Origin of the sequence: Methylobacterium oryzisoli (assembly GCF_046557895.1) — a bacterium.
Lineage (GTDB): Bacteria > Pseudomonadota > Alphaproteobacteria > Rhizobiales > Beijerinckiaceae > Methylobacterium > Methylobacterium oryzisoli.
The window spans coordinates 1-26502 of record NZ_JBKIBX010000060.1; the positions used below are offsets into that span (position 1 = coordinate 1).

Here is a 26502-nt window from a genome sequence, read left to right on the forward strand (position 1 = left end):
ACTGCTCGTCCGAGAGCCAGAACAGGTCCGCCATGGCCGCCTCCATGCTGCAAGCGGCGGCCCTGAATCATAAAACAAAAGCGCCTGCAACACCTTGGTTTGGTTCACGCCCTAGCTGCGTTGTTCGCTCTGGTGCGCTTCCGTTATCTTCAGTCCTGAAAATGCTGGCTGCTCCCACGGTTGTGGTGAACCCCAGTGACACTCACGGGAACTCCAGCGGATTCAGCCGCTCAGTAATCCAGTCTTGTGCCTCATTAAGATCCGCGAAGATGCCAGCTTTCGGGTGGGACACACGACCGAATGCGGCCTCAAGATGCCACTTGCCTGCATTGCTGCCGTACTCGGCAGAAAGCTGCACCAGCACTGCCACGAGTCGACCATCTGCCCAGACCAGCAGCCCCTTCTGATCGTCGCTATCGAGAGAACCGACTTGAGCAGGCTGAAGCTGGAGGCTCATGGCACGCCTCGTTTGCTGACGTACCGGTGAGGCCGATGCGCTTCACCCACCGCCTCAGTGCACTGTGCCGAAAGGATGAGTGCAGCCGCTTCGGGGCGCTTAGGGGAGAAGGAATGTTTCATCGTCAGGCCTCACTGATATGCACCGGGAGTGATGCGGCTGCCTCAGGCGTGAGTACGATCCGGCGGCTACATGCCAAGCAGCGCTGCGATGTCGCGCACGGGGCCGGAGGCGCCAGCGATCTTCGCCACCAGCGTCGCCTTGCCGGTGCCGAGGTCGACCCAGTGCAGGGTTTCTCCCGACATCAGCCAACCCTGGCTCTTGCCCGCAGCGTCGGTCGTGATTTCGAAGGCCGCAGCCTCGACCGGCGCACCGATCATACCCACCGTGTTGAGGATGCCATCGTTCGGCGGGGCCTGACGCAGGAGCACCCCCGACGCATCGACGTCATAGAGCACTGTTTCCTTGGCGCCCTTCATCGAACTCGTGTAGGCGCCCGCCACTACCTTGGCGGCCTTACCCTTCATGCTGTCGGTATCGGCGAACTTCAGCGAGCCGTCCTTCACGACCTTGCCGTCGTCGACGTTGGCGCGCAGGCTCGTGCCGTCCGAGCCGATCACCCGCAGCCGGTCGGCGACCGGGTTGAAGTCCACGGTGGCCACCACGCCGGCAGGCAGCATCGTGTCGAGCTTCGACTTCACCACCGCCCTGCCGGACGCGGTGTCCACGGTGAGGATCGTANCACGGTGGCCACCACGCCGGCAGGCAGCATCGTGTCGAGCTTCGACTTCACCACCGCCCTGCCGGACGCGGTGTCCACGGTGAGGATCGTACCGTCGTCGGCGAGCGCGTAGAGCATGCCGTCGGCCGAACGCACTTCGATGCCGAGGATGCGACCGGGCGCACCGCTGACCTTCACGGTCTTCGTCACCTTTCTGGCGCCGACGTCGATGATCTCGAGAGAGTTGTCGCCAACGAGGGCCGCGACGCTCTGGGCCTGCGCTCCACCGACGAGGGCGGCCGACGCCAGCAGCGCGGACGCGAGGATGACGCGCTTCATGGATGTCTCCCGTTCCCGCCGGAATGCGTCCGGCGGCGCTGATACACGCGGGTCACGCGGTTGGATGCACGGCGCGCAAATATTTTCTGGGAGCGCATCCAGCTGCGGTCCCGGCATGTATTCTCGGCAGGGCCGTCGGAGAAGTCGGAGCTCGAGTGCAAGAGGTGTCCGAGGCGACGCAGACCGCGCTCTCAGTGGACGAAGCGCTGCGCCGCTCAGCGAGCGGCGACCGTGCGGCCCTGCGCACGCTCTACCAGAACGAGGCGCCGCGGATGCTCGGCGTGGCGCTGCGCATCCTGCGGCGGCGGGCGCTGGCTGAGGAGGCGGTGCACGACACGTTCGTCCAGGTGTGGCAACGCGCCGGCCGGTTCGATCCGGCACGGGGCTCCGGGCAGACCTTCCTCTATGCGATTCTACGCAATCGCGCTCTCAACATCCTGCGCAGTGAGGCTCGGACCGATCTCACCGACGCCTTGGACGAGGATGTGCCGAGCGAGGAGGAGGGACCAGAGCAAGTGGTCGCGCGGCTGTCGGAGATTGGGGCGCTGCGTCGCTGCCTCGACAGGCTCGACCCACGGCGCCGCAGCGCCATCGTGCTCGCCTACGCGCATGGTCTCAGCCACGGCGAGCTCGCCGGTCGGCTCGGACTGCCGCTCGGCACTGTGAAGTCGTGGCTGCGCCGCTCCCTTCTGACGCTTAGGGAGTGCCTGTCGTGACAGCGGCCGAGCGCGATGCCCTCGCCGCCGAGCATGTACTCGGCCTTCTTGCAGGGCCCAACGTCGACCTGGCGGCGCGGCTTGTCGAAACCGATACGGAGTTCGCCGCGCTGGTCGAGGCTTGGCGCACTCGTCTCTTTGAGATCGACGCCACCGCGCCCGCCGAAACGGCAAGCGAGGCGCTCTGGCACCGAATTGAGTGCAATCTCGGCGGCGGAATGCCCGTCGCGCCGCGCACGAGCCCCACGGACCGGCTTGTCGAACTCTGGAACAGCCTCAGCTTCTGGCGCGGCACTGGCCTCGTCGCTGGGACGGCCTGCCTGGCGCTTGCCGCAGGCCTCGCGGTGCTCGCAGCGCGGCCGGTCCCACCAGTCTTGGTCGCTGCCCTCCTCACCGAGGACAATCGGGTCGCGGCAATCGTCAATGTCGCGGCCGATGGGCACGCCGACCTGATCCCGCTCGCCGACGTGCCGGTTCCGAGCGGGCGTGCGCTGGAGGTCTGGACCTTATGGGATCGGGCTCACGGGCCCGTCTCGGTGGGTCTCACCCGGACGCCGAAGCGGCTCGACTTGCGCGTGGGCGACCTGCCGAGGGCTGTGCCCGACCAACTCTTCGAGATCACCCTGGAGCCTGAGAGCGGCTCGCCCACTGGCCGGCCGACCGGGCCTGTGCTGATGAAGGGCCTGACTGCGCGGGCGTTATGATCGAAAGGCGGTGCAGCATCCGGGCGAACAAGCCTCGCTCTCACCAGCAGAACTTGTAACGCATCTCACTCCTGGAGGGTGCATGCCTGTGACATCGGGATGTGCAGCACCAAGACGACGGCCCGCTAATTCTCGTTTCAACCAACACGCGGGTCGACCAGAATGAGGTATGTATCGATTTTTGGCTACAATCGCCCCGGCAGTCTCGGTTGAGGATCTCACCGCGAGCCGGAGAGCAATATTGCGATCCAGCGTGTGCTTGCGAAGTGCTCGCAGACGATGATGAATGTCACGGTCAATGGGATTGCGATCAACATGCCCGCGATGCCCCAGACCCAGCCCCAGATCGAGAGGGACACAACGACAGCGATGGGGGAGAGCGATAAGCTGCGTCCTTGCAGAACCGGATAGATCACGTTGCTGATCGTGATCTGGATCACGCTGAAGCCGACGACAATGATGATCGGCAGGACGGATTCCGGAAACTGGACCACCGCATAGAGGCCGGGCGGGACAATACCGACGAGATTGCCCACCACAGGGATGTAGTTCAGCAGGAAGTTCAGCGTGCCCCAGACCAGGGCTAGGTCGAGGCCGGTCGCGAGCGCCCAAAGAGTTGAAGCCACGCCCGTGATGAGGCTGGTCGCCGTCGTGGTGGCGAGATAATCACGGATCTTGCCGGCAATCTCATCCGCTGCCTGAGCTACTTCGCTCCGCTTATCAGCTCCGAACGCCGCTTGAAGCTTTCGCCGCAAGGCAGGGATCTCCGGTAGTCCTAGGACAACCAGTAAGGAGATAAAGGCAAGGTACACCGAGATCGTGTACGCGTTGCCCAGCAGATCTTGCCCGACAGCGATGAGGCGGGCATAGCCTTCCTTCCCACCGAGCGGCAGCCCCCAACGGTCGGCCCAGGCCGTGGCGGATTCGTAGGCGCTCTCGAACTCGCCCCAGCGCTGCGCGAACGCCCGAACGACCTGGGCGGCCGAGAGGTAGACGGCTGCGATGAAGCCGAGAGTGATAGCGAGCAGCACCAGGATCGTGCCGAGGCTGCCGATGCGTTCCGGCAACCTATGCCGGAGCCACACCTCGACAGGCCAGACCGCCGCGATAACCACGGCCGCGACCGCGATCGGCATCGTCACGGCGTAGGACGCCCGCAAGGCCAGCAGCACGAGCGGTACCGCGATCACAGCAAGCCACACGGTCCGGACCTTATCGGCCATCATCAGCGACCATCACGTAGCGGCGGGGTGGGTCGCCATGTCAGAAGCTCGCACGGCGAACACGCGACAGCCGATGTCGACCCGATCACGCTCTCTCTTCCGTGACGGGTCAGCGGGCGATGTCCGGACCTGACGCCACTGTGCGCGGCGATGGTGCGGACAGGCCTGCTCCGACGCATCACGTACCGTCTTGATCCGCAACTGCCTCGCAGACCAAGCGCCTGCGTTCGACCCGGATGCTCCGGTGGCACTCGCACGCGACCCGCTCAAGGCCGCCGCGATCGAGCACTCTGAGGCGACCACGGCCGCGCCGGATGAAGCCGGCCGCCTCCATATCGCCCAGCGCGGTCGTCACGCCGGCGCGGCGCACACTCAGCGATTGGCTCAATGCACGATGAGTCAGCGGGATCTCGTCGCCGTCGAGATCATCGAGCGCGCGCAAGAGGGAGCGGGCCAAACGCTCGTCCAGGCTGTGGTGCGTGTTGCACAGCATCAGCCGCGCGCTCTCGAACAATGTCGCTTGAACGTGCGCCAGCAGGAGCGAGCGGAGGGCTGGTCTGCTGACCAGCGCACGCTGGAGATCTTCGGTCCGAATGCGCAGGGCCTCGCCTGGAACTTGGACGACGCAGCGGTGCGGCGCGCGCGCAGTCCCAAGCACGGCGGACACGCCGACGAGATCGCCGCGCCCGAGCGCACCCACTTCCACGCTCTCGTGGCCGGCGACGCGGCACAACAGGGAGGCGGTTCCGCGCTCAATGAAATAGACGTGCACGACCGGAGCATTGAGTTCGTGCAGTACCTGTCGCCGTCGCAGGACCATAGGTTCTAAAGCGGGGCGAAGAGCGGCAAAGTCCTGCTCTGTCAGGGCCGCGAGCAGAGTATTGCGGGATCTCGCTCCTTCACTTAGACCGGCTAGCAGTCGTGGAGGTCTGGTTTTCGTTCGCGACATCCGTGGAAAGGCCGTTGCTGCCCTGTCCCATGCGGACTCGGCGCACCGCACATCGATCATCGTTCGCATCCTGGCTCAGAATGGCCGGTCGAGCCCGGCAGAGGTTGATGGAGATTGAGGCATCTGCCTCAGCCTCGTTCTAGAGAGGTCCCGAACCTAGTCAGGCCCGACGGTAGGCGTGTCAGGGAATGCCGGACGAAGCCGTGGGCCAAACCCGACAAGCCTACCGCCCTGGGCCCCGTGTTATTCCTACGCGAGAGATGGCACATGATGCGGCGTGCCGGCCGGACGGGCGGTTCAGGCTGGCCAACGCCCGAGCAGGGACCTTGTCGAACGCCGCGGACACGGGGGCCGCCTGTTCCATCTGTACCGAGGAGGCGAGCAGAGCCGGAGTCGATGGTGTGAAGCGCGAAACCCATCCGGGCACCCGCCTCCTGATCTCGCTCGCCCTCGCGGCGGCCATCCCGGTGCTCCTCTTCAGCGGCTGGGTCGCCTACGTCACGGCGGAACAGGGCCGTGCCGCCGCGCGGCACGTGGCCCTGGAGAGTGCCGCGCGCGTGGCAGACCGGGTCGCGGCAGATCTGGCTGTGCAGTTGCAGATCCTCGATGTGCTTGCTGCCTCGCCGGGTCTCGACAGCCCGAGGCTGGAACCGTTCTATGAGGAGGCGCAGCGCCTCAAAGCCAGCCGGCCTTTGTGGGAGACGGTCGAGCTGGCGGATGTATCCGGCAATCAGATCATCAACCTGCTGCGCCCATTGGGTACAGCACTCGGGCCCACGGCCGACCACGACAGCTTCGACGAGGTTCTCCGGCTCAGGCAAGCGGTTGTCGGCGGCATCGGCCCAGTCGGGGCCCTCTCGGGCAAACGCCTCGTCTCATTGCGCGTACCCGTCATCCGCGACGGGCAGCTCCGCCACATCCTCACGGTCGCGCTCGCTACCAACGCAGTCAGCTCGATCCTGAGGGATGCCGGTGCCCCGGCCGGATGGGTGGGCGAGATCGTTGACAAACGCGGCAATATTATCGCGCGCACCTCTGCCGAGGCGTCCGAGCTAGGTCGACCAGCCAGCCCAACTCTGCGCGCGGCCATCACTCGTGCTCCGGAGGGCTTCTACACTGGCCCGACGCTTGAGGGTAGCGACGTGGAGACGGTCTACCGAACGCTCCCCGACACCAGCGGCTGGTCGGTGCATTTCGGGGTGCCGAGTGAGTCGCTGAACGCACCCGTGTCCCGGTCGTTCTACGTCCTGGTGGCCGGCGGCTTGGTGAGCCTCGCGCTCGCGGCCGGATTGGCGGCGCTGACGGCGCGCGACATCGCCCAGCGGCGGCGCGATGAGGAAACACGAATGATGCTGGCATTGCGGGTGAGCGAAGAGCGGGGAGCGCTGGCCGTCGAAGCCGCGGAGCTCGGCACGGTTCGCTGGAACCTCGCGCTGCACGTAGTGACCGGGTCGGAGCGGACCCGGGTCCTCCTCGGCTTCCCCCCCGCGCCAATGGAGGGGAGCGAAGCGCAGTGGTCGTTAGCGGCCTTTCTCGAGGCGGTACACCCGGAAGACAGGGAGCGTCTGGAGCAGGCACTGCGCCGCTGCGTGGAGGAGGATGCGCAGCTCGACATCGAGTTTCGGTCGATCCGGCCGAACGGCGGCGCGCGTTGGCTGCGGACGACGGGCCGTGCCCCGCGTTTTCACGACGGCGACCGGCCGAGCGTCATCTACGGCGTGATCGCCGACGTCGAGCCGCGCAAGCGCGCCGAGGCCGAACGGACCGACCTGCTGCGGCGCCTCTCGGACGCTCAGGAGAACGAGCAGCGCCGCATCGCGCGCGAACTCCACGACCAAGTCGGTCAGACCGTCACGGGTCTCTCGCTGGGGCTGAAAGGTCTCGAGACGCGACTTGGAAGCGCGGCGTCAGAACTAGATGCGGTGAACCAAGTGCGCTGGCTGCAGACGCTCGCCGCCGAGATCGGGCGAGACATTCACCGCGCGGCCCTCGATCTCCGGCCGACCGCGCTCGACGACCTCGGCCTGCAGAAGGCGCTCGCCGCTTACGCCGAGGAGTGGCGTCAACGCCACGGCGTGGATTTGGACTTTCAGGTGCTGGGCAGTGAGGCTCGGCTGCCTGCAGATGTAGAGACCGCTGCCTACCGCATCGTCCAAGAGGCGCTGACCAACATCCTGAAGCATGCCGGGGCCCGCAGCGTCAGCCTGGTGCTGGATCGGCGGGCCAACGGGCTGCGCGTAATCGTGGAGGACGACGGCACGGGCTTCGATCCGGAAACGACCAACGGCTCCAGAACCCGCGGCTCCGCTGCTGGCGGTAAGAGCGGGCGCCGCCTCGGCCTTTCCGGCATCCGGGAGCGCCTCGCCCTTCTGGGGGGCACGATGGCCGTTGAATCGGCACCAGGATCAGGCACGACCCTGTTCGCCCAGATTCCTTTGCCCCCCGAAGGAGCCGAGCCGTGAACACGATCCGCGTCGCGGTCGCCGACGACCATCCCATCGTGTTGGCGGGCATCAAGGCCTTGCTTCAGGCCGCGCCCGACATCGCCCTTGTCGGCGAGGCGACATCGGGGACGGCGGCCCTAGACACGATCTGCCGGGCCTCGCCCGACGTCGCGGTCATCGACATCTCGATGCCCGACCTCAACGGCATTGACCTCGCGCGCCACCTCGCCGAGCGCTGTCCGCAGGTCCGAATTCTGGCTCTGACCGTCCACGAGGACCGGGCCTACATTCAACCCCTGCTGCAGACGGGAGCGCGGGGCTACCTGCTCAAGCGGTCGGCGGCGGAGGATCTTCTGCGGGCCGTGCGAGCGGTCGCGGAGGGCGGCATCTACCTGGATCCGGCTGTCGCCGATAAGGCGCTGCCGAGCGCGAGCCGACTGGCGTCCGAGCCTGGTGCCGGGGCGACGCTGAGTCCCCGCGAGGACGAGGTGCTGCGGCTCACCGCCCAGGGCTTCAGCAACAAGGAGATCGCAGCGCGCCTGGGCGTCAGCGTGAAGACGGCCGAGACCCACAAGGCGCGCGCGGCGGAGAAGCTCGGCCTGCGCACGCGGGCTGATATCGTTCGTCACGGCGCCTCGCAGGGCTGGCTCGACGAACTCGCGCGCCGATAGGTCGGGAGCCCGCAGGAGGTAATCCGTGCCTCTGAGCCGGCGTGGTGCGCCGCCGCACCCAGCCCTGCGAGACCGTCCCGCGGAGAAGCTGATTCACCAGTGGCCACGGGAGCGTCTCTCGATCGCGCCCTGCATTGCCGGTCCATGGGCCGCCGGATCCCGAGGGCCCGGCGTCCGCGTCAGGTCAGCCGCGATACACGGCGAATTCGGCCTGCCGGTTCCGGTCGGCATCGCGGTAGCCGCGGACGTTCCGATCGAACTCCGGCATGGCCTTGATCTGCTCGTCCGTCAGGCCCGAGACGGTCAACCGTCCGTCCTGCACCTTGATCCGGTCGAACGGCAGCAGGATCTGCTTCTCGCCCAGCCCCAGGAACCCTCCATGGCCGATGACGACGTACATCTTGTCGTCCACGCCGACGAGAACGCGCTCGATGTCGCCGAGTTGCTGGCCCTGAACGTTGTAGATGTCCTTCCGGAGCAGGTCCGAGACTTGGAAGCTGCGCGCCGCGGCGCTGCCGGTCGTGCCCGTGACGGCGGCCGCATCGACATTCGGCGCCGGCGCCACCGTCGCAACCGTCAGGGGCGCCAGCGCGGACGCCTCGACCGCAGTGTACTTGCCGGCTTTGGCGTCGTAACCCGGCATCGCCTTGATCTGCTCATCCGACAGGCCGACGATCATCAGGCGTCCATCGTGCATCATGAGGCGATCGATCGGGAGCGCGATCTCCTTTTCGCCCAGTCCGAACAGGCCGCCGTGTCCTACCACGGCGTAGAGCTTCTTGTCCTCACCGCGCACGAGACGCTCGACATCGCCGATCTGCTGGCCGCGCCCGTTCATGACATCCATGTCGGTCAGCTCGGCGGCGGAGACTTGGCGCACCTGCCGATCCGGCGTGCCTTTGCTCGCTTGGTGCGGAGTCATCGGCTCGACACGAACCTGCGGCTGGCCCTGGGCGCGGTTGACCACGACCTTGGGCTCCGCGCTCTCGTACCGGATCACGGGCTGCTGGTCGGGCCGCTGCACTTGGATCTGGGGCTGCTCCGACTGCACGACCTGGACCTGCGGCTGCCCGCGCGCGACATGCACATCCGGCTGCGGCATGCGGAGGGTGATCTCGGGCTGCGGGATGGTCACCGTGACGACCGGCTGCGACTGACGCACCGTGATCTCCGGCCTCTGCTGTTGCACAGTCACGCTCGGCGTCCCCGGCTGAACCAGAACGTCGGCGCCGTCCGCACTGCGTTGACCCGCGCTCGGAACCTTGACGACTGCCAGGAGGGCGGCGGGGAGCGTGACGCCGGCTTGCTGGAGGCGCACGGCACCATCGCGACAGGCCACGATATTGTTGTCACGCTGGTATGTTTTGGCTTGGTCGACCGAGATCGGCGAGGCGGGCTTGGCCTCGCCGCGCCGCTCCAGGAAGGTCACGAGGTCGCGGCAGAGATCGGCTTGTGCGGTGCCCGGCGACGCCGTGTTGGTCTGCGCGAGCACTGCGGCAGGACTCACCGTGACGGTGAGGACGGTCATCATTGCGGGGAGACGGGAGCTTGTCATGCGTCTTCTCCAAGTTGTCTAGGTTTGGCGCGGGAAGATCGCGCGTCCAGTCGACCAAGCTGCGAGATCAGGCATGGTTCTGGACAGTGTCCGGTGCTGTACTGACTTCCTGTGTGTCGGACCCCGGCCAAGCGTAGGGATTGGAATGAGGCTCCAGGGTGCGGCTCCAGGGTCAAGCTGCGCACACGCCCAGCCCCTGCAGAAGACCGTCGTGAACTCGGTACACTAGCGAGCCGTCTTTACAGAAACCGAACACCCGCCATGGAACGCGGGTAACGGCACTCCGTTCAGCCATCACTGCCAACGGTTTGAATGGAGATCTTGGAGATGAGGAATATTCTGGTTCTTGCTCTTCTGACGAGCGCTCTGCCCGGCTTTGTCGCTTCCGCGCAAGCTGCCGGCAACGATTGTGCGAGCGAAATGAAGAGGGTGGATGCAATGATGCCAGCCAACCAAGACGCGGGCAAATCCGCGATGGCGCGAGCTGAGTTGAAGATAGCGGCCGAGAAGGCTGCGAGCAAGGACGAACGGGGCTGCATGATGCATGTCGGCAATGCCGAGAAGGCGATGAAATGATCTGAATTGACTGCGCTCTTCTGATCGTTTCAACCAATTCGACTCTCGCCTAAAGCAGAAAGCACATTATATTCACGCGACGCGAAAAACACATCCGAGATATCGCGCTGCGTGAGCGTAGGCCCGAAGTTTTCTTGATATGGAGGAATTCATGCGTTTGACGCCGTTCGCCGTCGCGAGCTTGGCCGCGATAAGCTTCGCAGGCGCCGCCAACGCGCAAATGCGTGTCGGACCCGACGTTCCGAGGCCCTCAAGTCCGGTGGTCGCGCCGACCGTTGGCACGACCGGCAACGACCGGAACGTGGCGATCGCGCCAGGACCGACGGGCGCATCCACAATCCAAACGGACTCGGCGGCAGCCAGCAACGCGGCTCAGCCAGCACGCAAGGTGCCGCAGGGCAGCGGCGGGCGCTGAGGCTCCGCAGCCGCGGACATAGGGCTTCTTCGGGCGGATCGCACCACACCGACGCCGTGCGGGAAATCCTTCCCGGTCCGCCGAAGGCGAGCCAAGTGTCGGCAGCCTTCATTGTATAAGCCAAGTGGAGCGAGACGTCTTTGTGGCAGGTCACGGACGGACCGCTCCACGTTCAACACGGGAATGAACCTCACGATGCAGCCAAAGAACGATAGCCCGACACGTGTCCAGATACTCCGGGAGAAGCTTGACGAGGCGATCCCCTATGACCTCCGACCCTTGTGGCGAGAGTTTCAAATTGCCTTGGATGCCGAGGGAGTCGGGAGCCGCGAAGCCTGTGCGGGCGATGAAGAACGTCGGCGGATTGCCGATCAAGAGGAACAGGATGGGGGTGCCTCTGCGAACGGAGCGCGATGCAAGTGAGCGATGCTCACGCATCGCGCGAGCGTTCAGGGGAAAGCCGGAGTCCCGGCGCCCACCGCGTCGTGACCATCGTCGGTCGACCGATCCGTTCGATTGTCGTGCGGTCTCTGGAGCAGCCAACAGATGCGAGGAGTGGGGCCATGATCAGCGATGCAGCGCCTCGCGATGACAGTGGCAACTGCTTGAGAGACATCGTCACCCAGGCCGTGTGCGACTACCTGAACCGCAGCTTGAGGCCGGACGCAGGCCTGATACGTCGTCTGTTGATCTACGAGCGTACGGCTCGGCATGCCGGCTTGGAACGTCAGACGATCCAAGTCATTGAGTCCGGCCTGCGGCTCCTCTGCGATCGTCAAAACGCGATCGCTGCTCCTAAACAGTTCCAACCAGGCTCGATAGAGGGCCCGCAATAGGAATGAGAACTGGTGATAGAGCAGATTTCTACAGAGGGCCTCATCCAACCAGGGAGCACGTGCTGGCGCAGCGTCCATGTCGATCGTTTCGCCCTGATCGTGGACGCCGCCGAGTACTTTGCCCAGCTCAAAGCAGCCATGATACTCGCTCGCAAGCGTATCATGTTAATCGTATGGGATTTTGACACCCGAGTTCGGCTTGAACCTGAAGTCAATTCGGGTATTTGGCCAGACAAATTCGGTTCTTTTATCAGCACGCTCGTAGAACGTCGCCCGGATCTGCAAGTTTATTTACTTAAGTGGGACCTTGGCATTCTGAAGACACTTGGGCGTGGCGCAACTCCCCTATTCATTCTCAACTGGATGACCGGCAAGCGTATTCATCTGCGGCTCGACAGCGTCCATCCACTCGGCGCATGCCATCATCAGAAGGTCGCCGTGATCGACGACGCCCTTGCCTTCTGCGGCGGCATCGACCTGACGGTCGGCCGCTGGGACACGCCCGAACACCGTGATGAAGACCTGCGCCGCGCCAGCCCTTGGGGGTTCGCGCAGTCACCGTGGCACGATGCGACGGCCGCGGTGGACGGCGAGGCGGCGCAGTCGTTGGCTGAACTTGCCCGGGAGCGCTGGGAGAGCGCAACGGGCGAGAGATTGCCGCCGCTTTCTGAACGGCACGCGATATGGCCCCAAACGCTCCAGACCACCTTCCATGACGTGAACGTCGGCATCGCCCGCACGCAGCCGAAAAGCGACGGCCAAACCGAGGTGCGGGAGGTCGAGGCACTCACCCTTGCGGCGATCGCAAGGGCGCACCGTTTCATCTATGTGGAGAGCCAGTACCTAGCGTCCCACCGTATCGCCGACGCGCTCGCGAAGCGGCTCGGTGAGACGAGCGGCCCGGAAGTGATCGTGATCAACCCCTTGTCCACCGAGGGCTGGCTGGAGGACGAGGTGATGGGGTCAGCCCGAGCCCGGATCATCGACGTCCTGAGAGGCACCACTGGTGGGAGCCGGTTCCGGATCTACCACCCGGTCGCGGCGGGCGGCACACCGATCTACGTTCACGCCAAGCTCATGATCGTCGACGACCGCTTCCTAAAGATCGGTTCCGCGAACATGAACAACCGCTCCATGGGGCTCGATACCGAATGTGATCTCGCCGTGGACACTCACGACCAAACCCGGAGCAGGGCGCTTCGAATTGCGATCTGCGGGATCCGGCATCGCCTGTTGGCTGAGCACCTGTGCGTGACCGCGGAGGAATTCGCGCGAGTGGAGCTGGAAGAGGGATCCCTGGTCCGGGCGATCGACCGCCTGCGCGTCGCGAAGGGACGAACGCTCGTCCCACTTGAGCCGAGGCCGCTCAACGCCGTTGAAGAGTTCATCGCGGGGGATGGGGTCCTTGATCCAGACCGACCGGAGCCGATCGTCAATCAGCTTGCGAAGCTCGCGTCTGCAAGTGCGCGTGCATGGAGAGGGTCATCATCACCATGACGACTTCCACCACCACGACGACGACGAACAAGCCCAACTGCTGCATCCGCTAGGCAGCAGGCGGAACCGTCCACCAAGCTGGGCCGTTCCATCCCGCCGTGGGGGTCGTCCGACCGTTCCTGCGGCTCATTCAGAGGGATACCCCATGAGGATGCCCATCTTTGCGCTGGCCGTCATGGCTGCGCTCGGCACTGCGACGCTGGTGATCCCGGTTGCAGCGGCACCGGCCCTGCCGGCTGCCGTCGAGGCCTCGGACATGGTGACGACGGTGCAGCACCGTCACGGGCACATGCGGCACCACCATCACGTGCGGCGCCATCATCACCATCGGATGCGCCACCATCATCATCGGCGGCATCATCACCACTGAGTGCAAAGGGGACCCGCGAGGGTTCCCCCAGGGTGATAAAGAACCAGAACGATTGGGGCCTTGGCGAGTTAGCACCAGGCTTCTCAATGGAACAGCTGATGCCGCCTCGCCTTACCTGCTCAGCTCTCCTGTTGCTCACTATCGTGCAGCCGATAGGCTTGGCGGTCCCGGCAGCAGCGCAGAGCCCCGCAAAGTCCTACCTCTACCAGAAGCGGCTCGCTCGCCAATGCCCGCCGCCACTCAAGTACGCGGCCGGAGCTTGTGTCCGCCGCTGCCCAGCAGGCTATGAGGACCATGGCAGATACTGTCGCTTCCGGAGTATGAGAGGTCGTGGCGGAAGGTAAACCTTAATATACTGCAGCGGAATCAGGTGAGTTGCTTGGCGGGTGTTTGCTTTACGGACACTGTGGCTCCGTCCCCGGGTACAACTGGCAACACTCCGAACGTGACGGTCGCGCCCGGCTGGACCGGAGCCTCGACGATCACGACCAACTCTGCGCAGGGCGGCAATGCTGGCCAGCGACCTGTTTGAACCAAACGCCCCGCAGGATTTGCACCTCGTGCCGGGCGCTCTCGTGTCCATAGCAGCTGCAGGCGGGGCGCTGGTGTTCCACCACCAGACCAAGGAGACCGACGGCGAGCGGACCCAGCAGCGGGAGGGCTGGCCCGCTGGCCGTGTTCCGCCGCGCTCCGATTGGCACGGTGGGACGCGGCAAGCACGAGTTGAGCGCCTTCAGGCAGACAGGAATCCGCCCGGATGAGGGCGCGGCTGCAGGCCTGGATCGAGGCGCTCGGAGATCAGTTCTGGCTTCGACCTGCCCTCCTCGTGATCCTCGCCCTCATCCTCTCGCTCACGGCAGTATGGCTCGATCGAACTGTGCTGGCGGACCGCGACTTCACGTCGAGCCATTGGGAGTATTCCGGCGGTGCGGATGGTGCCCAGGCACTCCTAAGCGCCGTGGCCGCCTCGACCATCGGAGTCGCCGGCACCACCTTCTCGATCACGATCGCGGCGCTCTCGCTCGCCTCCGGCCAAATGGGACCGCGGCGGCTGCGCAACTTCGTGCGCGATGCCCGCAATCAGGTGGTCCTCGGCATCTTTCTCGGGACTTTCGCCTATGCGCTGATGGTGCTGCGCACGGTGCGAACTGTCGACGAGACACCGTTCGTGCCGCATGTAGGCGTGTCCGGGGCCATCGTCCTGGCCCTGCTCTGCCTCGCGACGCTGGTCTGGTTCGTCCATCACATCGCTACCGGCATCAACGTCGAGACCGTGATCAATTCCGTTCACGGAGACCTGTGCAACGCCATCGGGGCACAGACTCTGGACGCAGCGGACATTCAACCGCCGAAGGTCCCTCCGGAGGGCACAGGCGTGGGCGTATCCGGCAGCGGCTACCTGCAGGCGGTGGACGTCGAGGGTCTTGCGGACTGGGCCTGCACGCAGCGGGTGACCGTCTCCTTGCGGTTCCGGCCGGGTGCGTACGTCCCAACGGGTTCTCCCGTCGCCATCCTCAGTGCAGGCGTCGAGGGAGCGTCGGAGGCGCTGGATAGGGCGCTGACGTTCGGCCACCGGCCCGCGGCCCTGCAGGATCTGGAGTACTCGATCCGCCAGTTGGTCGAGATCGGGGTGCGGGCACTCTCGCCCGGCATCAACGATCCCCTCACGGCCGGCAGCGTGCTCGACCACCTGGGCGACGCCCTCTGCCGGATCGCGCCGCGCCACTTGGCGAAGCGTGATACCTCCCGATCCAATACCGGGTGTGCGCGTCAGTAGGCGCTTGAGCGCCGAGAGAATGTAGGCGATGCTCGGTGCCGAGACAGCAAGATGACCGAAAGCGGGCGAGCGCGGCCACGACCGTCGCGTTTCAGCCCATCGATGGCGTGACATCGACGGAGACGCCTGATCGAAGGCATCGGCCAAGCGCCGCCGCACGAGATGACGTCGCGCACCGGAGACGTTGGGCTTGGCCGTCGATGCTCATACGGCGGCCTGGAGCTTGTCGGTCCGCGCACCGCGGCCGAGCGAAAGGTGGCGTATGAGGACGTAGAACACGGGGGTGAACAGCAGGCCGAATGCCGTCACGCCGAGCATGCCGAAGAAGACCGCCGTGCCGATGGCATGGCGCAGCTCGGCGCCCGCCCCTTGCGCGACCACGAGCGGGAGCACGCCCAGGATGAAGGCAAACGACGTCATCAGGATCGGGCGAAGGCGCAGCCGCGCCGCCTCCACGACGGCCTCGACCGGGCCGGCGCCCTCGCCCTCCAACTGCCGCGCGAACTCGACGATGAGGATCGCGTTCTTGGCCGCCAGCCCGACCAGGACCACGAGGCCGACCTGGGTCAGGATGTTGTTGTCCATGCCGTACCAGGCGAGGCCGGCCAGGGCCGCGAGCAGGCACATGGGCACGATGAGGACGATGGCGAAAGGCAGCGACCAGGACTCGTACTGAGCCGCCAGGACCAGGAAGACGAACACCACCGACAGCCCGAAGATCCAGATCCCGCCGCCGCCGGCCAGGCGCTGCTGGAACGAGAGGTCCGTCCACTCGACGTCGAAGCCGTCTGGCAGCACGCGCCTCGCGATCTCCTCCATCGCCGCCAGCGCCTGCCCCGACGAGACGCCCGCGGCCGCCTCGCCGAACACCTCGGCGGTCGCGGCGAGGTTGTAGCGCGGGACCCGGTCCGGGGCGGCCAGGGTCTTGAAGGTCGCCACGGACCCGAGCGGGACCATCTCGCCGCGGTCGTTTCGGGCCCTCAGGCGAGAGACCTGCTCGACGTCGAGCCGGAAGGGCCCGTCGGCCTGCGCCCTGACCTGGAAGGTCCGACCGATGAGGTTGAAGTCGTTGACGTAGGTCGAGCCCAGGTAGGTCTCCAAGGCCTCGAACACGCCCCCGACGGGGACGCCGAGCATCTGCGCCTTCGCCCTGTCGAGGTCGACGAACACCTGCGGCGCGGAGACGCTGTAGGGCGTGAAGGCCTGCGCGACACGCCCGTCCGCCAAGGCGGCCGAGATCAGGTCCCTCGCTGCGGCATCCAGGAGCTGGGGTCCCCGGCCGTTCCGGTCCTGGAGCCGCATGGAGAACCCGCCGGCCGTGCCGATGCCGCGGACCGTCGGGGGCGCGATCACGTTCACCTGCGCCTCGGACAGGGCGGCCAGGCGCTCGGTCAGCCTCGACGAGACCGCCGCGGCGCCGAGTCCGGATCCACGGCGGTCCTCGTAGGGCCTCAACTGCACGAAGACCGTGCCGGCGCTGGCGTTGTTGGTGTTCGTCGCCGCCGCGAGGCCGGTGAACATGTGGGCCCACTCGACCCCCTCGACGCGGCGCGCCTCATCGGCGATGCGCTTCACGACCGCATCCGTGCGGGCCAGGGAGGCGCCGGGAGGAAGCTGCGCGGTCACGATCAGGTATCCCTGGTCCGTCGCCGGCACGAAGCCCCTGGGCGCGGTCGCGAACGCGTAGGCCGCCAGGCCCACGAGGCCGGCATAGGCGAAAAGCATGAGCCAGCGGACGCGGATCGCCCCTCGCACCAAGCGCGCGTAGCCGAGCGCGAGGCGGTCGAAGGCGGCGTTGAAGCGGCTCGCCGCCCAGGTGAACGGGCGGACGAGGCCGGCGAACCACCTGCCGCGGCCTCCCGCGCCGTGGCTCCGCAGGAGCAGCCCGGCCAGCGCGGGCGAGAGGGTCAGCGAGTTGAACGCGGAGATCAGGGTCGCCACCGCGATGACGACGGCGAACTGCCGGAAGAACTGCCCCGAGATGCCTTCCAGGAACATGGTCGGCACGAACACCGAGACGAGCACGAGCGCGATGGCGACGAGAGCCCCGCCGACCTCGTCCATGGTCCGGCGGGCCGCCTCCTTCGGCGACAGGCCGTCGCCGAGCGCGCGCTCGACGTTCTCCACGACGACGATGGCGTCGTCCACGACGATGCCGACCGCCAGCACCAGCGCGAACAGCGTGAGCGTGTTGACGGTGTAGCCCAGCGCGGCCATGGCCGCGAACGTGCCGACCAGGGAGACCGGGATGGCGAGGAGCGGGATGACGGTCGCGCGCCCGCTCTGCAGGAAGACGACGACGACGAGGACGACGAGGATGATGGCCTCGTAAACCGTATGTACGAGTTCCTCGATGGACGTCCGCACGAAGAAGTCGGTCGGGTTGTACGTCATGCGGTACTCGACCCCAGGCGGGAAGTCCCGGGCGATCCGCTCCATCGTGGCCTTGACCTCCTCGGAGGTCGCGATGGCGTTGGTCCCGGCACGTTGGAACACCAGAAGCGCGATCAGGGGTTGGCCGTTGAGGTAGGCGTTGGTCGTGTACTCGCGGGCGCCGAGTTCGAGCCGCGCCACGTCGGAGAGCAGCACCAGGCGGCCGTCCTCGCCGGTCTTCACGACGATGCGTTCGAACTGCCCCGGCTCCGCGAGGCGGCCCTGCAGGACGAGGCTGGGCTGGAAGGCCCGCGTTTGGCCGGATGGCGGCTGCGCCAAGGTTCCGCCAGCAACCTGCACGTTCTGGGCGCGGATGGCCGCGACCACCTCGCCCGCCGTCAGGCCGAGCTCGGAGATGCGGTCGGGGTCGAGCCACACGCGCATGGAGTAATCCCGGGCGCCGAGCGTTGTGATGTCGCCGACGCCCCTGAGACGGAGGAGGACGTCCCGGACGCGCGTCGAGGCGTAGTTCGAGAGGTAGAGCTGATCGCGGCTGTTGTCGGGCGAGAGCAACTGCACGACGAGGAGGAAGTCGGGTGCGTTCTTGCGCACGGTGACGCCGATGCGGCGGACCTCCTCGGGCAGCCGCGGCTCCGCCAGCGCCACCCGGTTCTGGACCAGCACCTGGGCGGTGTCGAGGTCCGTACCCAGCGCGAACGTCACCGTCAGCGCCATCCGGCCGTCGTTCGTGGCCTGGCTCGACATGTAGAGCATGTTGTCGACGCCGTTGACCTCCTGCTCGATGGGGGTGGCCACGGTGTCGGCGATGGTCTGCGCGGACGCGCCGGGATACTGCGCGGTCACCGTCACCGTCGGGGGCACGACCTCGGGATATTGGGAGATCGCGAGCCGCCCCATCGCCACGAGCCCGACGATGACGACCGTCACCGACAAGGCGACCGCGAAGACGGGGCGGTCGATGAAGAACCGGCCGAGGGTCATGGTGCGGCTCCTAGTTCCTGGCCTGGGTCGCGCCGGGGGCTGGCGCCGCGCCGTCGATGCTCACGGCGCCGTTCTCACGGACGCGGTGGAGGCCCGAGACGACGACGGTCTCGCCTGCCCTCAACCCGGCGCGGACCACGCGCCGGCCCTCGAAGAGGGGGCCGAGTTCGACGGCGCGGGAGCGTGCCCTCCCATCCTCGACGACGTAGACGACGCGCCGGCTCTGGTCGGTCCCGACGGCCTCGTCGGGTATCAGCACCGCGCCGTACTCGCCCGAGCCGAGCAGGCGTACCCGTACGAACAGGCCGGGCGTGAACAGGCCGTCGGGGTTGGCGAGCCGGGCGCGTACGCGGATCGTGGCCGTGCCGCGGTCGACTTGGTTCGACACGAAGTCGACGCTCGCGCGGTGGGGAAACCCGACCTCGTCCGGAAGGGCGACGCCCACCGGGTTCGCCCGCTCGCGCGACGACGGTCGCGTGCCCTGGATCGCCGCGCGCGTGTAGCGGAGGTAGGCGTTCTGGTCGACGTCGAACAGGATGTGGACCGGATCGAGGGAAACGATGTTCGTGAGCATTGTGGCGCCGGTGTCCCCGTCGCTGACCAGGTTCCCGACCGAGACGTTCCGGCGGTCGACACGGCCGGCGACGGGCGCGCGCACCTCGGTGAACTCGACGTCGAGCCGGGCTCGCTGAAGGGCCGCGCGCGCCGACAGGAGGCGGGCTTCCGCCTGGCGCACAGTCGCCGTCCGCTCGTCGATCACCTGCTCGGCCACGGCTTGGCTGCGCCGCAACTGCTCGGAGCGGGCGACCTGCTGGCGCGCGAATTCGAGCGCCGCTTCCGCCGAGGCGACCTCGGCCTCGGCGGAAGCGGCCGTGGCTTGGTAGGGGCGTGGATCGATCGTGAAGAGTGGATCGCCCGCGATGACCTTCTGGCCATCCGTGAAGTGGATCCTCGTCAGGAAGCCGCCGACGCGCGGGCGAACCTGGACGTCCTCGACCGCGATGACGCGGCCGGTGAACTCGTCCCAATCGTTGATGCGCCTCGACTCAGCCACGCCCACCTTCACGACCGCCGGGGGCGCGGCCGTCTCGTTGCGTTTGCGTGGCTCGCAGGCGGCCAGGATCGGCGAGAGCCCCGAAACGACTAGGACCATCCCCGCAAAGGATCGACCGAAACACATCGCGGCACCTCACTCCGATCGGGGTTCAGCGGTCCCGCCGCCTCAGGGGACCGGCGAACTCGATGACGTTGCCCTCCGGATCCCGGACGAAGGCGACGCGACGCTCGAGGGGCGTGCCGTCGAGCGGGTAGGTCTCGGCCCGGACGAAGGCGGGAACCCCCCTGCGTTCCAGGTCGGCCATCACGGCGTCGATCTCGGGCGTGGCGAAACAGACATGCCCGTAGCCGGTCCGCGCGAAGTGCTCGGGGAAGCTCGTCACCGGCGGCAGGCCCGAACCCACGGGTGCGGCCTGGACGATCTCGATCAGGAAGCCGTCGCGGGACAGGTAGGCGAGGCGCTTGCCGCCGAGCGCCGCGACCTGCCAGGCAACCTCCAGGTTGAAGCCGAGCTTCTCCCGATACCAGGTCATGATGCCGTCGAAATCGGCGACGTGGATCGAGACATGATCCACCTTCAGGCCGTCGAGGGGCGGCTGCCGCTGGCCGTCGTCCCCCGCGGCGCGCGAGAGCCCCGGTCCGCTGGCAGCCATCGCCGCTGCCAGGGTCAGGAAGGTACGGCGTTCCATGGTGGTCTCTTCCGGTCGAGGATGACGGGGTAGCGGCAGGAGCGCCGCTAGGCGTGCCGGTCCCCGAGGGGACGGGATCCCGGGCGTCCGCTGAGCCAGTGTTCGTACTGGTTCGGGAACGTGATCCGGTCGCCCACCCCCAAGGCCTCGGCGGCATGCACCGGCCAGTGCGGGTCACGCAGCATCGCGCGCGCCAGCAGCACGAGGTCGGCCTTACCGTCCGCGACGATCGCCTGGGCCTCCGAGGCCTCGGTGATGAACCCGACGGCCGTGGTCGCGACGCCGGCCTCCCGGCGGATACGTTCGGAGAACGGAACCTGGAACAGCGGTCCCCACGGCACCCGCGCCTGAGGCGCGACCGCGGCCGAGATCACGTCGACGAGGTCGACGCCCTCCCCCTTGAGCAGGCGGGCGAGTTCGACCGCCTCCTCGGGCGTCCAGCCCCCGTCGATCCAATCCGTCGCGGCCATCCGGAAGGCGAGCGGCTTCCGGTCGGGCCAGACCTGGCGCACGGCCCGCACCGTTTCCACCGTGAATCGCGCACGTTGGGCAAATCCGCCGCCGTATCCGTCGGTACGATGGTTGGCGACCGGCGAGTAGAACTGCTGGAAGATGTAGCCCCAGCCGCCGTGGAGCTCCAGGAGATCGAAACCAGCGGCGTCCGCACGCCTCGCGGCCTGGGCGAAGGCGGCCTGAACCCGGGCGATGTCGTCCTGGGTCATGGCGCGGGGGACCGCCACGCGCTCGCCTCCGAACGCCTCGGCGGAGGGCGCCAGCGTTTCCCAGGCACCTTCCTCGGCCCGCAGGCTGCGGCCTTCCCCCTGCGGGCGCCCTCCCTCCCAGGGTATCGTCGTCGAGCCTTTGCGGCCGGCATAGCCGATCTGGATGCCGGGGACCGCGCCGTGCGCCTTCAGGAAGGAGGTGACCCGCCCGAGCGGGGCGATGTGGTCATCCGACCAGAGGCCGTTGTCGGCCAGCGTGATGCGGCCCTCCGGCAGCACCGCCGTGTCCTCCATGATGATGAGCCCGGCGCCGCCAACCGCACGGGCGCCGAGATGGACGAGGTGCCAATCGTTGGCGAGCCCGTCCGTGCTCGAGTACTGGCACATCGGCGACACTCCGATGCGGTTGCGCAAGGTAACCCCGCGAAGAGTGAGCGGGTCGAACAGGTGGGTCATCGATTGTCTCCGGATGTCGGCGATGCGGCGCGTGGGCCGAGCGCGGCGGCATTGCGGCGGACGTGCTCGGCCCAGCCGATCCCCGGCCGTCCGAGCACATGCTCGACCGTGTCGAAGGTCTGGTCCGAGCCGGGGATCGCCCCCGCGCGGTTCAGGCGGAACTGATGGAGGATGCAGTCCAGGTAGGCTGGATCGCCCCCGCCCCTGATGGCGGCTGCGTGGAACGCCTCGGGCGTGACATCGACGAGCCGGATGGGATGGCCAAGCTCGCGCCTCAGCACGGCCGTGACCTCGGCCATGTCGGCTGCCTCGGTCCCGAGCCGGTACACCTGACCGGCGTAGCGGTCGGGTTCGGCAAGGGCGGCCGCCGCGACCGCCGCCACGTCCTCGCAATCGACCCAGGACCAGCGCGCCGACCCGATGGGATGCGCGAGCGCGCCGCCGTTCAACCAGCCGAAGGACGTCAGGTTCTGCATGAAGCTCTCCGGACGCAGATGCGTCCAGGCGAACCCGCGCGCCTCGGCGTATGCCTCGACGAGCTGGTGCCAGCCCCAGTGCGCGACCTCGTTGGTGGCCGCTCCGGAGGCTCCGACGTGGACGATGTGGCGCACGCCCATTGCGCGCGCCGCGTCGAGAAAGCGCTTGGACTGGCGCAGCATGTCGACGGAGTAGCCGGTCAGCAGGAGCGCGCAGTCGATGCCGGCGAGCGCGGGCTCCAGCGATTCCGCCTCGTCGAGATTGAGGCGTCGGATCTCGATGGCGAGGCCAGCCAACGCTTCCGCGCCCCCTGGGCCGCGCAGACCCGCCACGACGGCCACGTCGCCGCGCGCGGCGAGGGTTCTGACCACGGCGCCGCCGACCTTGCCGGTGGCGCCGAGAACGAGAAGGCGAGGCTTCGCGGTCACGGCGCACCTCACGCGACGTCCGGGAACGCCGTCGAGGCGCTCACCGCTTGCCAGGCCGCGACGTCCCCGCGAACGCCGTCGAGCTTCTTGCGCACCACGCCGAGGGCGTCGGGGCCGAGGACGAGGTGAAGGGGTGGGTTCGCGCTCGCCACGACCTGCAGGATCGCCTGCGCGCCGCGGACGGGGTCGTTGGGCTGCTTGCCCGTCAGGCCGCCGATGAAGCCGCGGAACCGACCGGCCGGCGTGTCCGCGTAGATGTCCATCGCCGACGTCTCCTTCAGCGACGACGCCGCGAAGTTCGTGCGGAAGATCCCGAGGGTCAGCACCGTGACCTTGATCCCGAAGGACGCGACTTCGCTGGCGAGCGCCTCGTTCATCACGTCGACGGCCGCCTTGGCCGCCGAGTAGACCGACAACCCCGGGAAGCCCGTGAAGCCGCCGATGGCGGAGGCCGCCAGGATGTGGCCCGAGCCCTGCGCGCGCATGAAGGGCAGCACGGCGCGCGTGACGGCGAGCTGACCGAAGAAGTTCGCCTCGAAGACCGCGTGTGCCTCGGCGTCCGAAGTCTCCTCCACGGCGCCGACCAATCCCCAGCCCGCGTTGTTCACGAGCACGTCGATCCGTCCGCCCAGGGCCTTGGCGGCCGCCTCGACACCTGCTGCCACGCTCCCGGGGTCCGTCACGTCGAGGAGGACGGCCATCGCCCGTCCAGGCGCGAGGCGTTCGATCTCGGCGATCTGCCCGGGCTTGCGAACGGTGCCGACGACGACATCCCCCTGCCCCAGCGCGGCCTCGGCGAGCGAGCGGCCGATGCCGGATGAGACGCCTGTGATCAGCCAGTTCCTGCGGATGCCTGCTTGTTCTCGCGACATGTCGGTCTCCTGCCTCGCACGGGCGCCGCCGCGCCGTCGGGCACAAGATCGTTGCCGCCGCTCACCTCGGCCAATCGGAATTCCGAGGTCTGTGATAAGCAGATGTGATCAGGGCGATCGGGAGGTCGAGGCGATGAACCTGCGTCGGCTGCGAGCCTTCCTGGCCCTTGCGGACGAACTCAATTTCCGCCGCGCAGCGGAGCGTGTGGCCGTCACGCAGCCGGCGCTCTCGCAGCAGATCAAGGAACTTGAGGATGAACTCGGCGCGACCCTATTCGAGCGCGACCGACGCCATGTTGGGTTGACGCGTGCTGGCGAGGCGTTGCTCGGGCCAGTGCGCGAGGCGATGGACCGTTTGGACGCCGCTTTTGCAGACGTCCGCCGGCTCGGGCTTGCGACGGACCGCACGCTTCGTCTGGGCTACGTCGAGTACATGAACCTGCCGTTTCTGGCGGGCTCGCTGCGTCTGATGCGTGAACGCTATCCCGGCATCGTCATCGAACCGCACGAACTCTACTCCGCGGCCGTCGTCTCGGCGTTAGCGGAGCGGCGCATCGATCTCGGCTTCGCCTTCGCGCCGCTTGACCATCCGGACCTCGCGCTCCGCCCGCTGGTCACGGGTTGCTGGATGCTGGTGCTTCCGGCCGACCACCGCCTTGCTGCCCTCAGTCCCGTCGCGGTCGCGGAGCTTGCCGGTGAACGGCTGATCCTGTTCGCACGCCACCTCAACCCGCCGCTTCACGACGCCTTGATGGTCAATCTCGCGTCCGCCGGTCCCGAGCCGAACGTGGTCTACCGCACCGCGCAGGGCCAACTCGGTCCCAGCCTCGTCGCCGAAGGCGTCGGGCTGTTCGTGGTCGCCTCCTACATCCTGCGAGAACTCCCGACCGGCCTTGTCGCGCGGCCGCTCGCCGGGTTCGACAATCGCCTGCCGCTCGCGGCCGTCTGGCGGGGCGATCACCGGACGCCGGCCGTACGCGCGTTCCTGGACGTGTTGGCGGAGAGCTGCGGCTCGGCGACCGGATCCGCCGGATGATCCGGATACCGCCCTGATCCCGCCGACCGCCTTCCAACCGGCTTGGTACAGGCGATCTGCGGCAAGGAGCACCTAGCCGCAGCAATGCGCACCGCGCGTCCCGGCCGACACCTCTCTAGCGTCACCGGGACGACTCCAGGCGGGTGCGATTGCCCGCGGAAACGGCGGGTGAGTAATGGACGGCAGGCCCGGAGAGAAGCGCCGCTGGATCATCGTGCTGATCGGGCAGCGCAAGGCGATCGGCATGGCCGTGCGCGGCGGGACCGCGAAGCGGCGCTACACGAAGATGCAGGAGTGGTTGGCGCTCGCTGACGGATGCGGCCGTCGCAAAGCTCCTGGCTGATGGGCTTCGCCAACGTCACCCAGTCAGGACGGCAGGTAAGCACATGAGTCACCGTTCTGCAGCAGGCACCAAGCCATGCCGCAGCATGATCTCGCGCACGACTGCCTCCTCTGGCGGGCCTGCGGCAACCAAGTCGGCCAACTCACGGAAGTACTCCGGCCCAAGCACGCCCGGCGTCAGCACGTTCAGGCACGTTGCGGTTGCGCCGCTGCGATTGTCGAAGCCGTGCACCGCTCCACGCGGGATGAAGAGCACGTCACCTGACCCGACCACGCGGACCTGGTCCTCTACCGTGAAGGTAACGGTGCCGGTCAGCCCGTAGACGGTCTCGTCCCAGTCTCTGTGGTAGTGCGCGACCGGCATCTGCCCCTCCGGTGGCACTGTCATCTCGAATATGTCGAGGCTGCCGCCGGTCTCGTGCATGCTGCGCAGGAACCGCAGTTCCAGCGGGCCGATACGGATCACCTCCGGCATCGCTGGGCTCCTCACCGTCGTGCCAGTACCTGTCACACCGGACAGGACTGATGGCCTCAGTCCTGTCGCTTCCGCGGACGCCCAGGACCCTTCTTCGGCCCGGTCCCCTTGGAGTCGGTGCTGCGCTTCTCGGCAGCGGCACGTGCTCGACGCTGACCCAAACCGATGCTCTTGGCGAGTTCGGATCGTGCAGCGGCGTAGTTGGCCGCCACCATCGGGTAGCCGTTCGGCAAGCCCCACTTCTGGCGGTACTGCTCGGGCGTCAGGCCGCGGGTCGAGAGGTGGCGCTTGAGCGACCTATACTGCCGTCCGTCTTCCAGGCTGATCAGGTAGTCGGGCGTGACGCTCTTCTTGATCGACACGGGAGGCGTCAGCTTCACGGGCTCGCTCGCGGGCGGCGCGCCGAGGCCGCCCAGCGCGTCGTGAACTAAGTTCAAGAGATTTGCGAGTTCACCGATGGGTACAGAATTCTTCGAGACGTAAGCCGAGACGATGTCGGCCGTGAGCGCCGTCAGGTTAGATGCGGCGGAGGCGTTTCCATCCATGGTGTGACTTTCGCTTGTACGCTCCCGCATCTGAAGCGTGTCGCTTACATCGTCAACGTTCGGCGTGCCGTAATCTGTGCTTGCCGCAGCACAGCGACAAAATGCCTTTGGCGGATTGAACCACACATCTGCGTGAGCGGGATGCCGTCCGTGAGAAGCCAAGGGCTGCAGTTGCACGCTTGAGCACGTCGCGCGGTCATCGTCAGGCACCGCCAGCGAAGGCGAACCATGCAGGGGTGGGCGATCTTCGAACCGGGGGAGACAATCGAGCGGGCGAGCACCTGATCGTGACACGGCGCTCGTTGCGAGGCCGCGATTGGTCACGGTATCCAGGCGCGACCACACTCAACTTCAGGCAGACCTCCGGAGAGGTGACCGATAATGGACACCACCGCGCCCGGGCCGGATGCTGCGTCCTCCTGGTCGGAGGCGGACCGCCTCGCCGCGTTGCGCGCCTACGCGATCCTCGACACGCCCCCCGAGCAAGCCTTCGACGACCTCTGCACCATTGCAGCCCACGTCTGTCGCGCACCCATCGCGGTCGTCAATCTGATCGAGAGCACGCGCCAGTTCTTCAAGGCGGAACTCGGCCTGGGCGTTCGCGAGACACCGCTCGATGTCTCGATCTGCAAGCAGGCCATCCTGCAACGCGACCTCTTCGTCGTGCCCGACACCACGCAGGATCCGCGGTTCGCCTGCAATCCGTTGTGTCCGCCGTCGGCACCCGTGAGACAGAGTGAGGCCCTTCACGAACGGAGGATGGCTGGTTCAGCGTAGCC

General features: G+C 67.1%; 26 protein-coding genes. 12 read left to right on the forward strand and 14 right to left on the reverse strand.

Features of this window, described 5'->3' with window-relative positions:
* Nucleotides 1-202: 202 nt before the first annotated feature.
* The 3 genes from ACKUB9_RS31220 to ACKUB9_RS31230 all read right to left on the reverse strand — a co-directional run bounded on the left by ACKUB9_RS31220 (nt 203) and on the right by ACKUB9_RS31230 (nt 1634).
* Nucleotides 203-457 carry a hypothetical protein gene (locus ACKUB9_RS31220; RefSeq protein ID WP_407530069.1) on the reverse strand — a complete coding sequence of 85 codons (255 nt, stop codon included), beginning with the start codon at nt 455-457 and terminating at the stop codon, nt 203-205.
* 188 nt (nt 458-645) lie between these two features.
* Nucleotides 646-1185, reverse strand: a complete 540-nt coding sequence (locus tag ACKUB9_RS31225) for a DUF4394 domain-containing protein (protein ID WP_410825997.1) — start codon at nt 1183-1185, stop codon at nt 646-648.
* Nucleotides 1155-1634 carry a DUF4394 domain-containing protein gene (locus tag ACKUB9_RS31230; protein ID WP_432760192.1) on the reverse strand — a complete coding sequence of 160 codons (480 nt, stop codon included), beginning with the start codon at nt 1632-1634 and terminating at the stop codon, nt 1155-1157. Before ACKUB9_RS31230 ends, ACKUB9_RS31225 begins: the two co-directional genes overlap by 31 nt.
* Before the next feature lie 47 nt (nt 1635-1681).
* On the opposite strand from ACKUB9_RS31230, the gene ACKUB9_RS31235 reads away from it, so the two are divergent.
* Nucleotides 1682-2233 (forward strand): sigma-70 family RNA polymerase sigma factor, encoded by a 552-nt coding sequence (locus ACKUB9_RS31235; RefSeq protein WP_407530073.1) that lies wholly within the window; start codon nt 1682-1684, stop codon nt 2231-2233.
* Nucleotides 2230-2937, forward strand: coding sequence for an anti-sigma factor (locus ACKUB9_RS31240; protein WP_407530074.1), 708 nt, complete (start codon nt 2230-2232; stop codon nt 2935-2937). Before ACKUB9_RS31235 ends, ACKUB9_RS31240 begins: the two co-directional genes overlap by 4 nt.
* Before the next feature lie 218 nt (nt 2938-3155).
* Here the strand turns inward: ACKUB9_RS31240 and ACKUB9_RS31245 are convergent, their stop codons facing one another.
* Together ACKUB9_RS31245 and ACKUB9_RS31250 are read right to left on the reverse strand one after the other, a co-directional pair.
* The gene (locus ACKUB9_RS31245) at nt 3156-4163 is read right to left on the reverse strand and encodes an AI-2E family transporter (protein ID WP_407530076.1); all 1008 of its coding nucleotides are present in this window, start codon (nt 4161-4163) and stop codon (nt 3156-3158) included.
* Nucleotides 4164-4338: 175 nt separating this feature from the next.
* Nucleotides 4339-5178 carry a Crp/Fnr family transcriptional regulator gene (locus ACKUB9_RS31250; RefSeq protein WP_407530078.1) on the reverse strand — a complete coding sequence of 280 codons (840 nt, stop codon included), beginning with the start codon at nt 5176-5178 and terminating at the stop codon, nt 4339-4341.
* 332 nt (nt 5179-5510) lie between these two features.
* Between ACKUB9_RS31250 and ACKUB9_RS31255 the strand changes: the two genes are divergently transcribed.
* Nucleotides 5511-7571, forward strand: coding sequence for an ATP-binding protein (locus ACKUB9_RS31255; protein WP_407530080.1), 2061 nt, complete (start codon nt 5511-5513; stop codon nt 7569-7571).
* Nucleotides 7568-8224: a response regulator gene (locus ACKUB9_RS31260; RefSeq protein WP_407530082.1), complete on the forward strand. Its 657-nt coding sequence runs from the start codon at nt 7568-7570 to the stop codon at nt 8222-8224. Before ACKUB9_RS31255 ends, ACKUB9_RS31260 begins: the two co-directional genes overlap by 4 nt.
* A 184-nt stretch (nt 8225-8408) precedes the next feature.
* Here ACKUB9_RS31260 and ACKUB9_RS31265 read toward each other — a convergent pair whose 3' ends face one another.
* Nucleotides 8409-9779 carry a PRC-barrel domain-containing protein gene (locus tag ACKUB9_RS31265; RefSeq protein ID WP_407530084.1) on the reverse strand — a complete coding sequence of 457 codons (1371 nt, stop codon included), beginning with the start codon at nt 9777-9779 and terminating at the stop codon, nt 8409-8411.
* Nucleotides 9780-10106: 327 nt separating this feature from the next.
* On the opposite strand from ACKUB9_RS31265, the gene ACKUB9_RS31270 reads away from it, so the two are divergent.
* The 5 genes from ACKUB9_RS31270 to ACKUB9_RS31290 all read left to right on the forward strand — a co-directional run bounded on the left by ACKUB9_RS31270 (nt 10107) and on the right by ACKUB9_RS31290 (nt 15250).
* The gene (locus ACKUB9_RS31270; protein WP_407530086.1) at nt 10107-10355 is read left to right on the forward strand and encodes a hypothetical protein; all 249 of its coding nucleotides are present in this window, start codon (nt 10107-10109) and stop codon (nt 10353-10355) included.
* A gap of 978 nt (nt 10356-11333) precedes the next feature.
* Nucleotides 11334-11606, forward strand: coding sequence for a hypothetical protein (locus ACKUB9_RS31275; RefSeq protein WP_407530088.1), 273 nt, complete (start codon nt 11334-11336; stop codon nt 11604-11606).
* A 12-nt stretch (nt 11607-11618) separates the two neighbouring features.
* Entirely contained in the window at nt 11619-13103 is a 1485-nt protein-coding gene (locus ACKUB9_RS31280; RefSeq protein ID WP_407530090.1) for a phospholipase D-like domain-containing protein, read from the forward strand.
* A 145-nt stretch (nt 13104-13248) separates the two neighbouring features.
* Nucleotides 13249-13473, forward strand: coding sequence for a hypothetical protein (locus ACKUB9_RS31285; protein WP_407530091.1), 225 nt, complete (start codon nt 13249-13251; stop codon nt 13471-13473).
* Between the two features lie 757 nt (nt 13474-14230).
* Entirely contained in the window at nt 14231-15250 is a 1020-nt protein-coding gene (locus ACKUB9_RS31290; protein ID WP_407530093.1) for a DUF2254 domain-containing protein, read from the forward strand.
* A 204-nt stretch (nt 15251-15454) separates the two neighbouring features.
* On the opposite strand, the gene ACKUB9_RS31295 is transcribed toward ACKUB9_RS31290, so the two are convergent.
* From ACKUB9_RS31295 to ACKUB9_RS31320, 6 genes are read right to left on the reverse strand one after another with little or no spacing between them, the layout of a single operon-like run.
* Nucleotides 15455-18625, reverse strand: a complete 3171-nt coding sequence (locus ACKUB9_RS31295) for an efflux RND transporter permease subunit (protein ID WP_407530094.1) — start codon at nt 18623-18625, stop codon at nt 15455-15457.
* 10 nt (nt 18626-18635) lie between these two features.
* A complete protein-coding gene (locus ACKUB9_RS31300; RefSeq protein WP_410826001.1) occupies nt 18636-19778 on the reverse strand; it encodes an efflux RND transporter periplasmic adaptor subunit in 1143 nt (380 codons plus the stop codon).
* Between the two features lie 52 nt (nt 19779-19830).
* Entirely contained in the window at nt 19831-20370 is a 540-nt protein-coding gene (locus tag ACKUB9_RS31305) for a VOC family protein (RefSeq protein WP_407530098.1), read from the reverse strand.
* A gap of 47 nt (nt 20371-20417) precedes the next feature.
* Entirely contained in the window at nt 20418-21548 is a 1131-nt protein-coding gene (locus ACKUB9_RS31310; RefSeq protein ID WP_407530099.1) for an NADH:flavin oxidoreductase/NADH oxidase, read from the reverse strand.
* Nucleotides 21545-22453 (reverse strand): NmrA family NAD(P)-binding protein, encoded by a 909-nt coding sequence (locus ACKUB9_RS31315; RefSeq protein WP_407530101.1) that lies wholly within the window; start codon nt 22451-22453, stop codon nt 21545-21547. Before ACKUB9_RS31315 ends, ACKUB9_RS31310 begins: the two co-directional genes overlap by 4 nt.
* Before the next feature lie 8 nt (nt 22454-22461).
* The gene (locus ACKUB9_RS31320; RefSeq protein ID WP_407530103.1) at nt 22462-23325 is read right to left on the reverse strand and encodes an oxidoreductase; all 864 of its coding nucleotides are present in this window, start codon (nt 23323-23325) and stop codon (nt 22462-22464) included.
* 133 nt (nt 23326-23458) lie between these two features.
* On the opposite strand from ACKUB9_RS31320, the gene ACKUB9_RS31325 reads away from it, so the two are divergent.
* Together ACKUB9_RS31325 and ACKUB9_RS31330 are read left to right on the forward strand one after the other, a co-directional pair.
* Nucleotides 23459-24361: a LysR family transcriptional regulator gene (locus tag ACKUB9_RS31325; protein ID WP_407530105.1), complete on the forward strand. Its 903-nt coding sequence runs from the start codon at nt 23459-23461 to the stop codon at nt 24359-24361.
* A 175-nt stretch (nt 24362-24536) separates the two neighbouring features.
* A complete protein-coding gene (locus ACKUB9_RS31330) occupies nt 24537-24704 on the forward strand; it encodes a hypothetical protein (protein ID WP_407530106.1) in 168 nt (55 codons plus the stop codon).
* 48 nt (nt 24705-24752) lie between these two features.
* Here the strand turns inward: ACKUB9_RS31330 and ACKUB9_RS31335 are convergent, their stop codons facing one another.
* Together ACKUB9_RS31335 and ACKUB9_RS31340 are read right to left on the reverse strand one after the other, a co-directional pair.
* Complete coding sequence (locus ACKUB9_RS31335) at nt 24753-25178, reverse strand: cupin domain-containing protein (RefSeq protein ID WP_407530108.1); 426 nt, start codon at nt 25176-25178, stop codon at nt 24753-24755.
* Nucleotides 25179-25234: 56 nt separating this feature from the next.
* On the reverse strand, nt 25235-25723 hold the full coding sequence (locus ACKUB9_RS31340) for a Ros/MucR family transcriptional regulator (RefSeq protein WP_407530109.1): 489 nt from the start codon (nt 25721-25723) through the stop codon (nt 25235-25237).
* Nucleotides 25724-26104: 381 nt separating this feature from the next.
* Between ACKUB9_RS31340 and ACKUB9_RS31345 the strand changes: the two genes are divergently transcribed.
* Complete coding sequence (locus ACKUB9_RS31345; RefSeq protein WP_407530111.1) at nt 26105-26500, forward strand: GAF domain-containing protein; 396 nt, start codon at nt 26105-26107, stop codon at nt 26498-26500.
* Nucleotides 26501-26502: the final 2 nt, after the last annotated feature.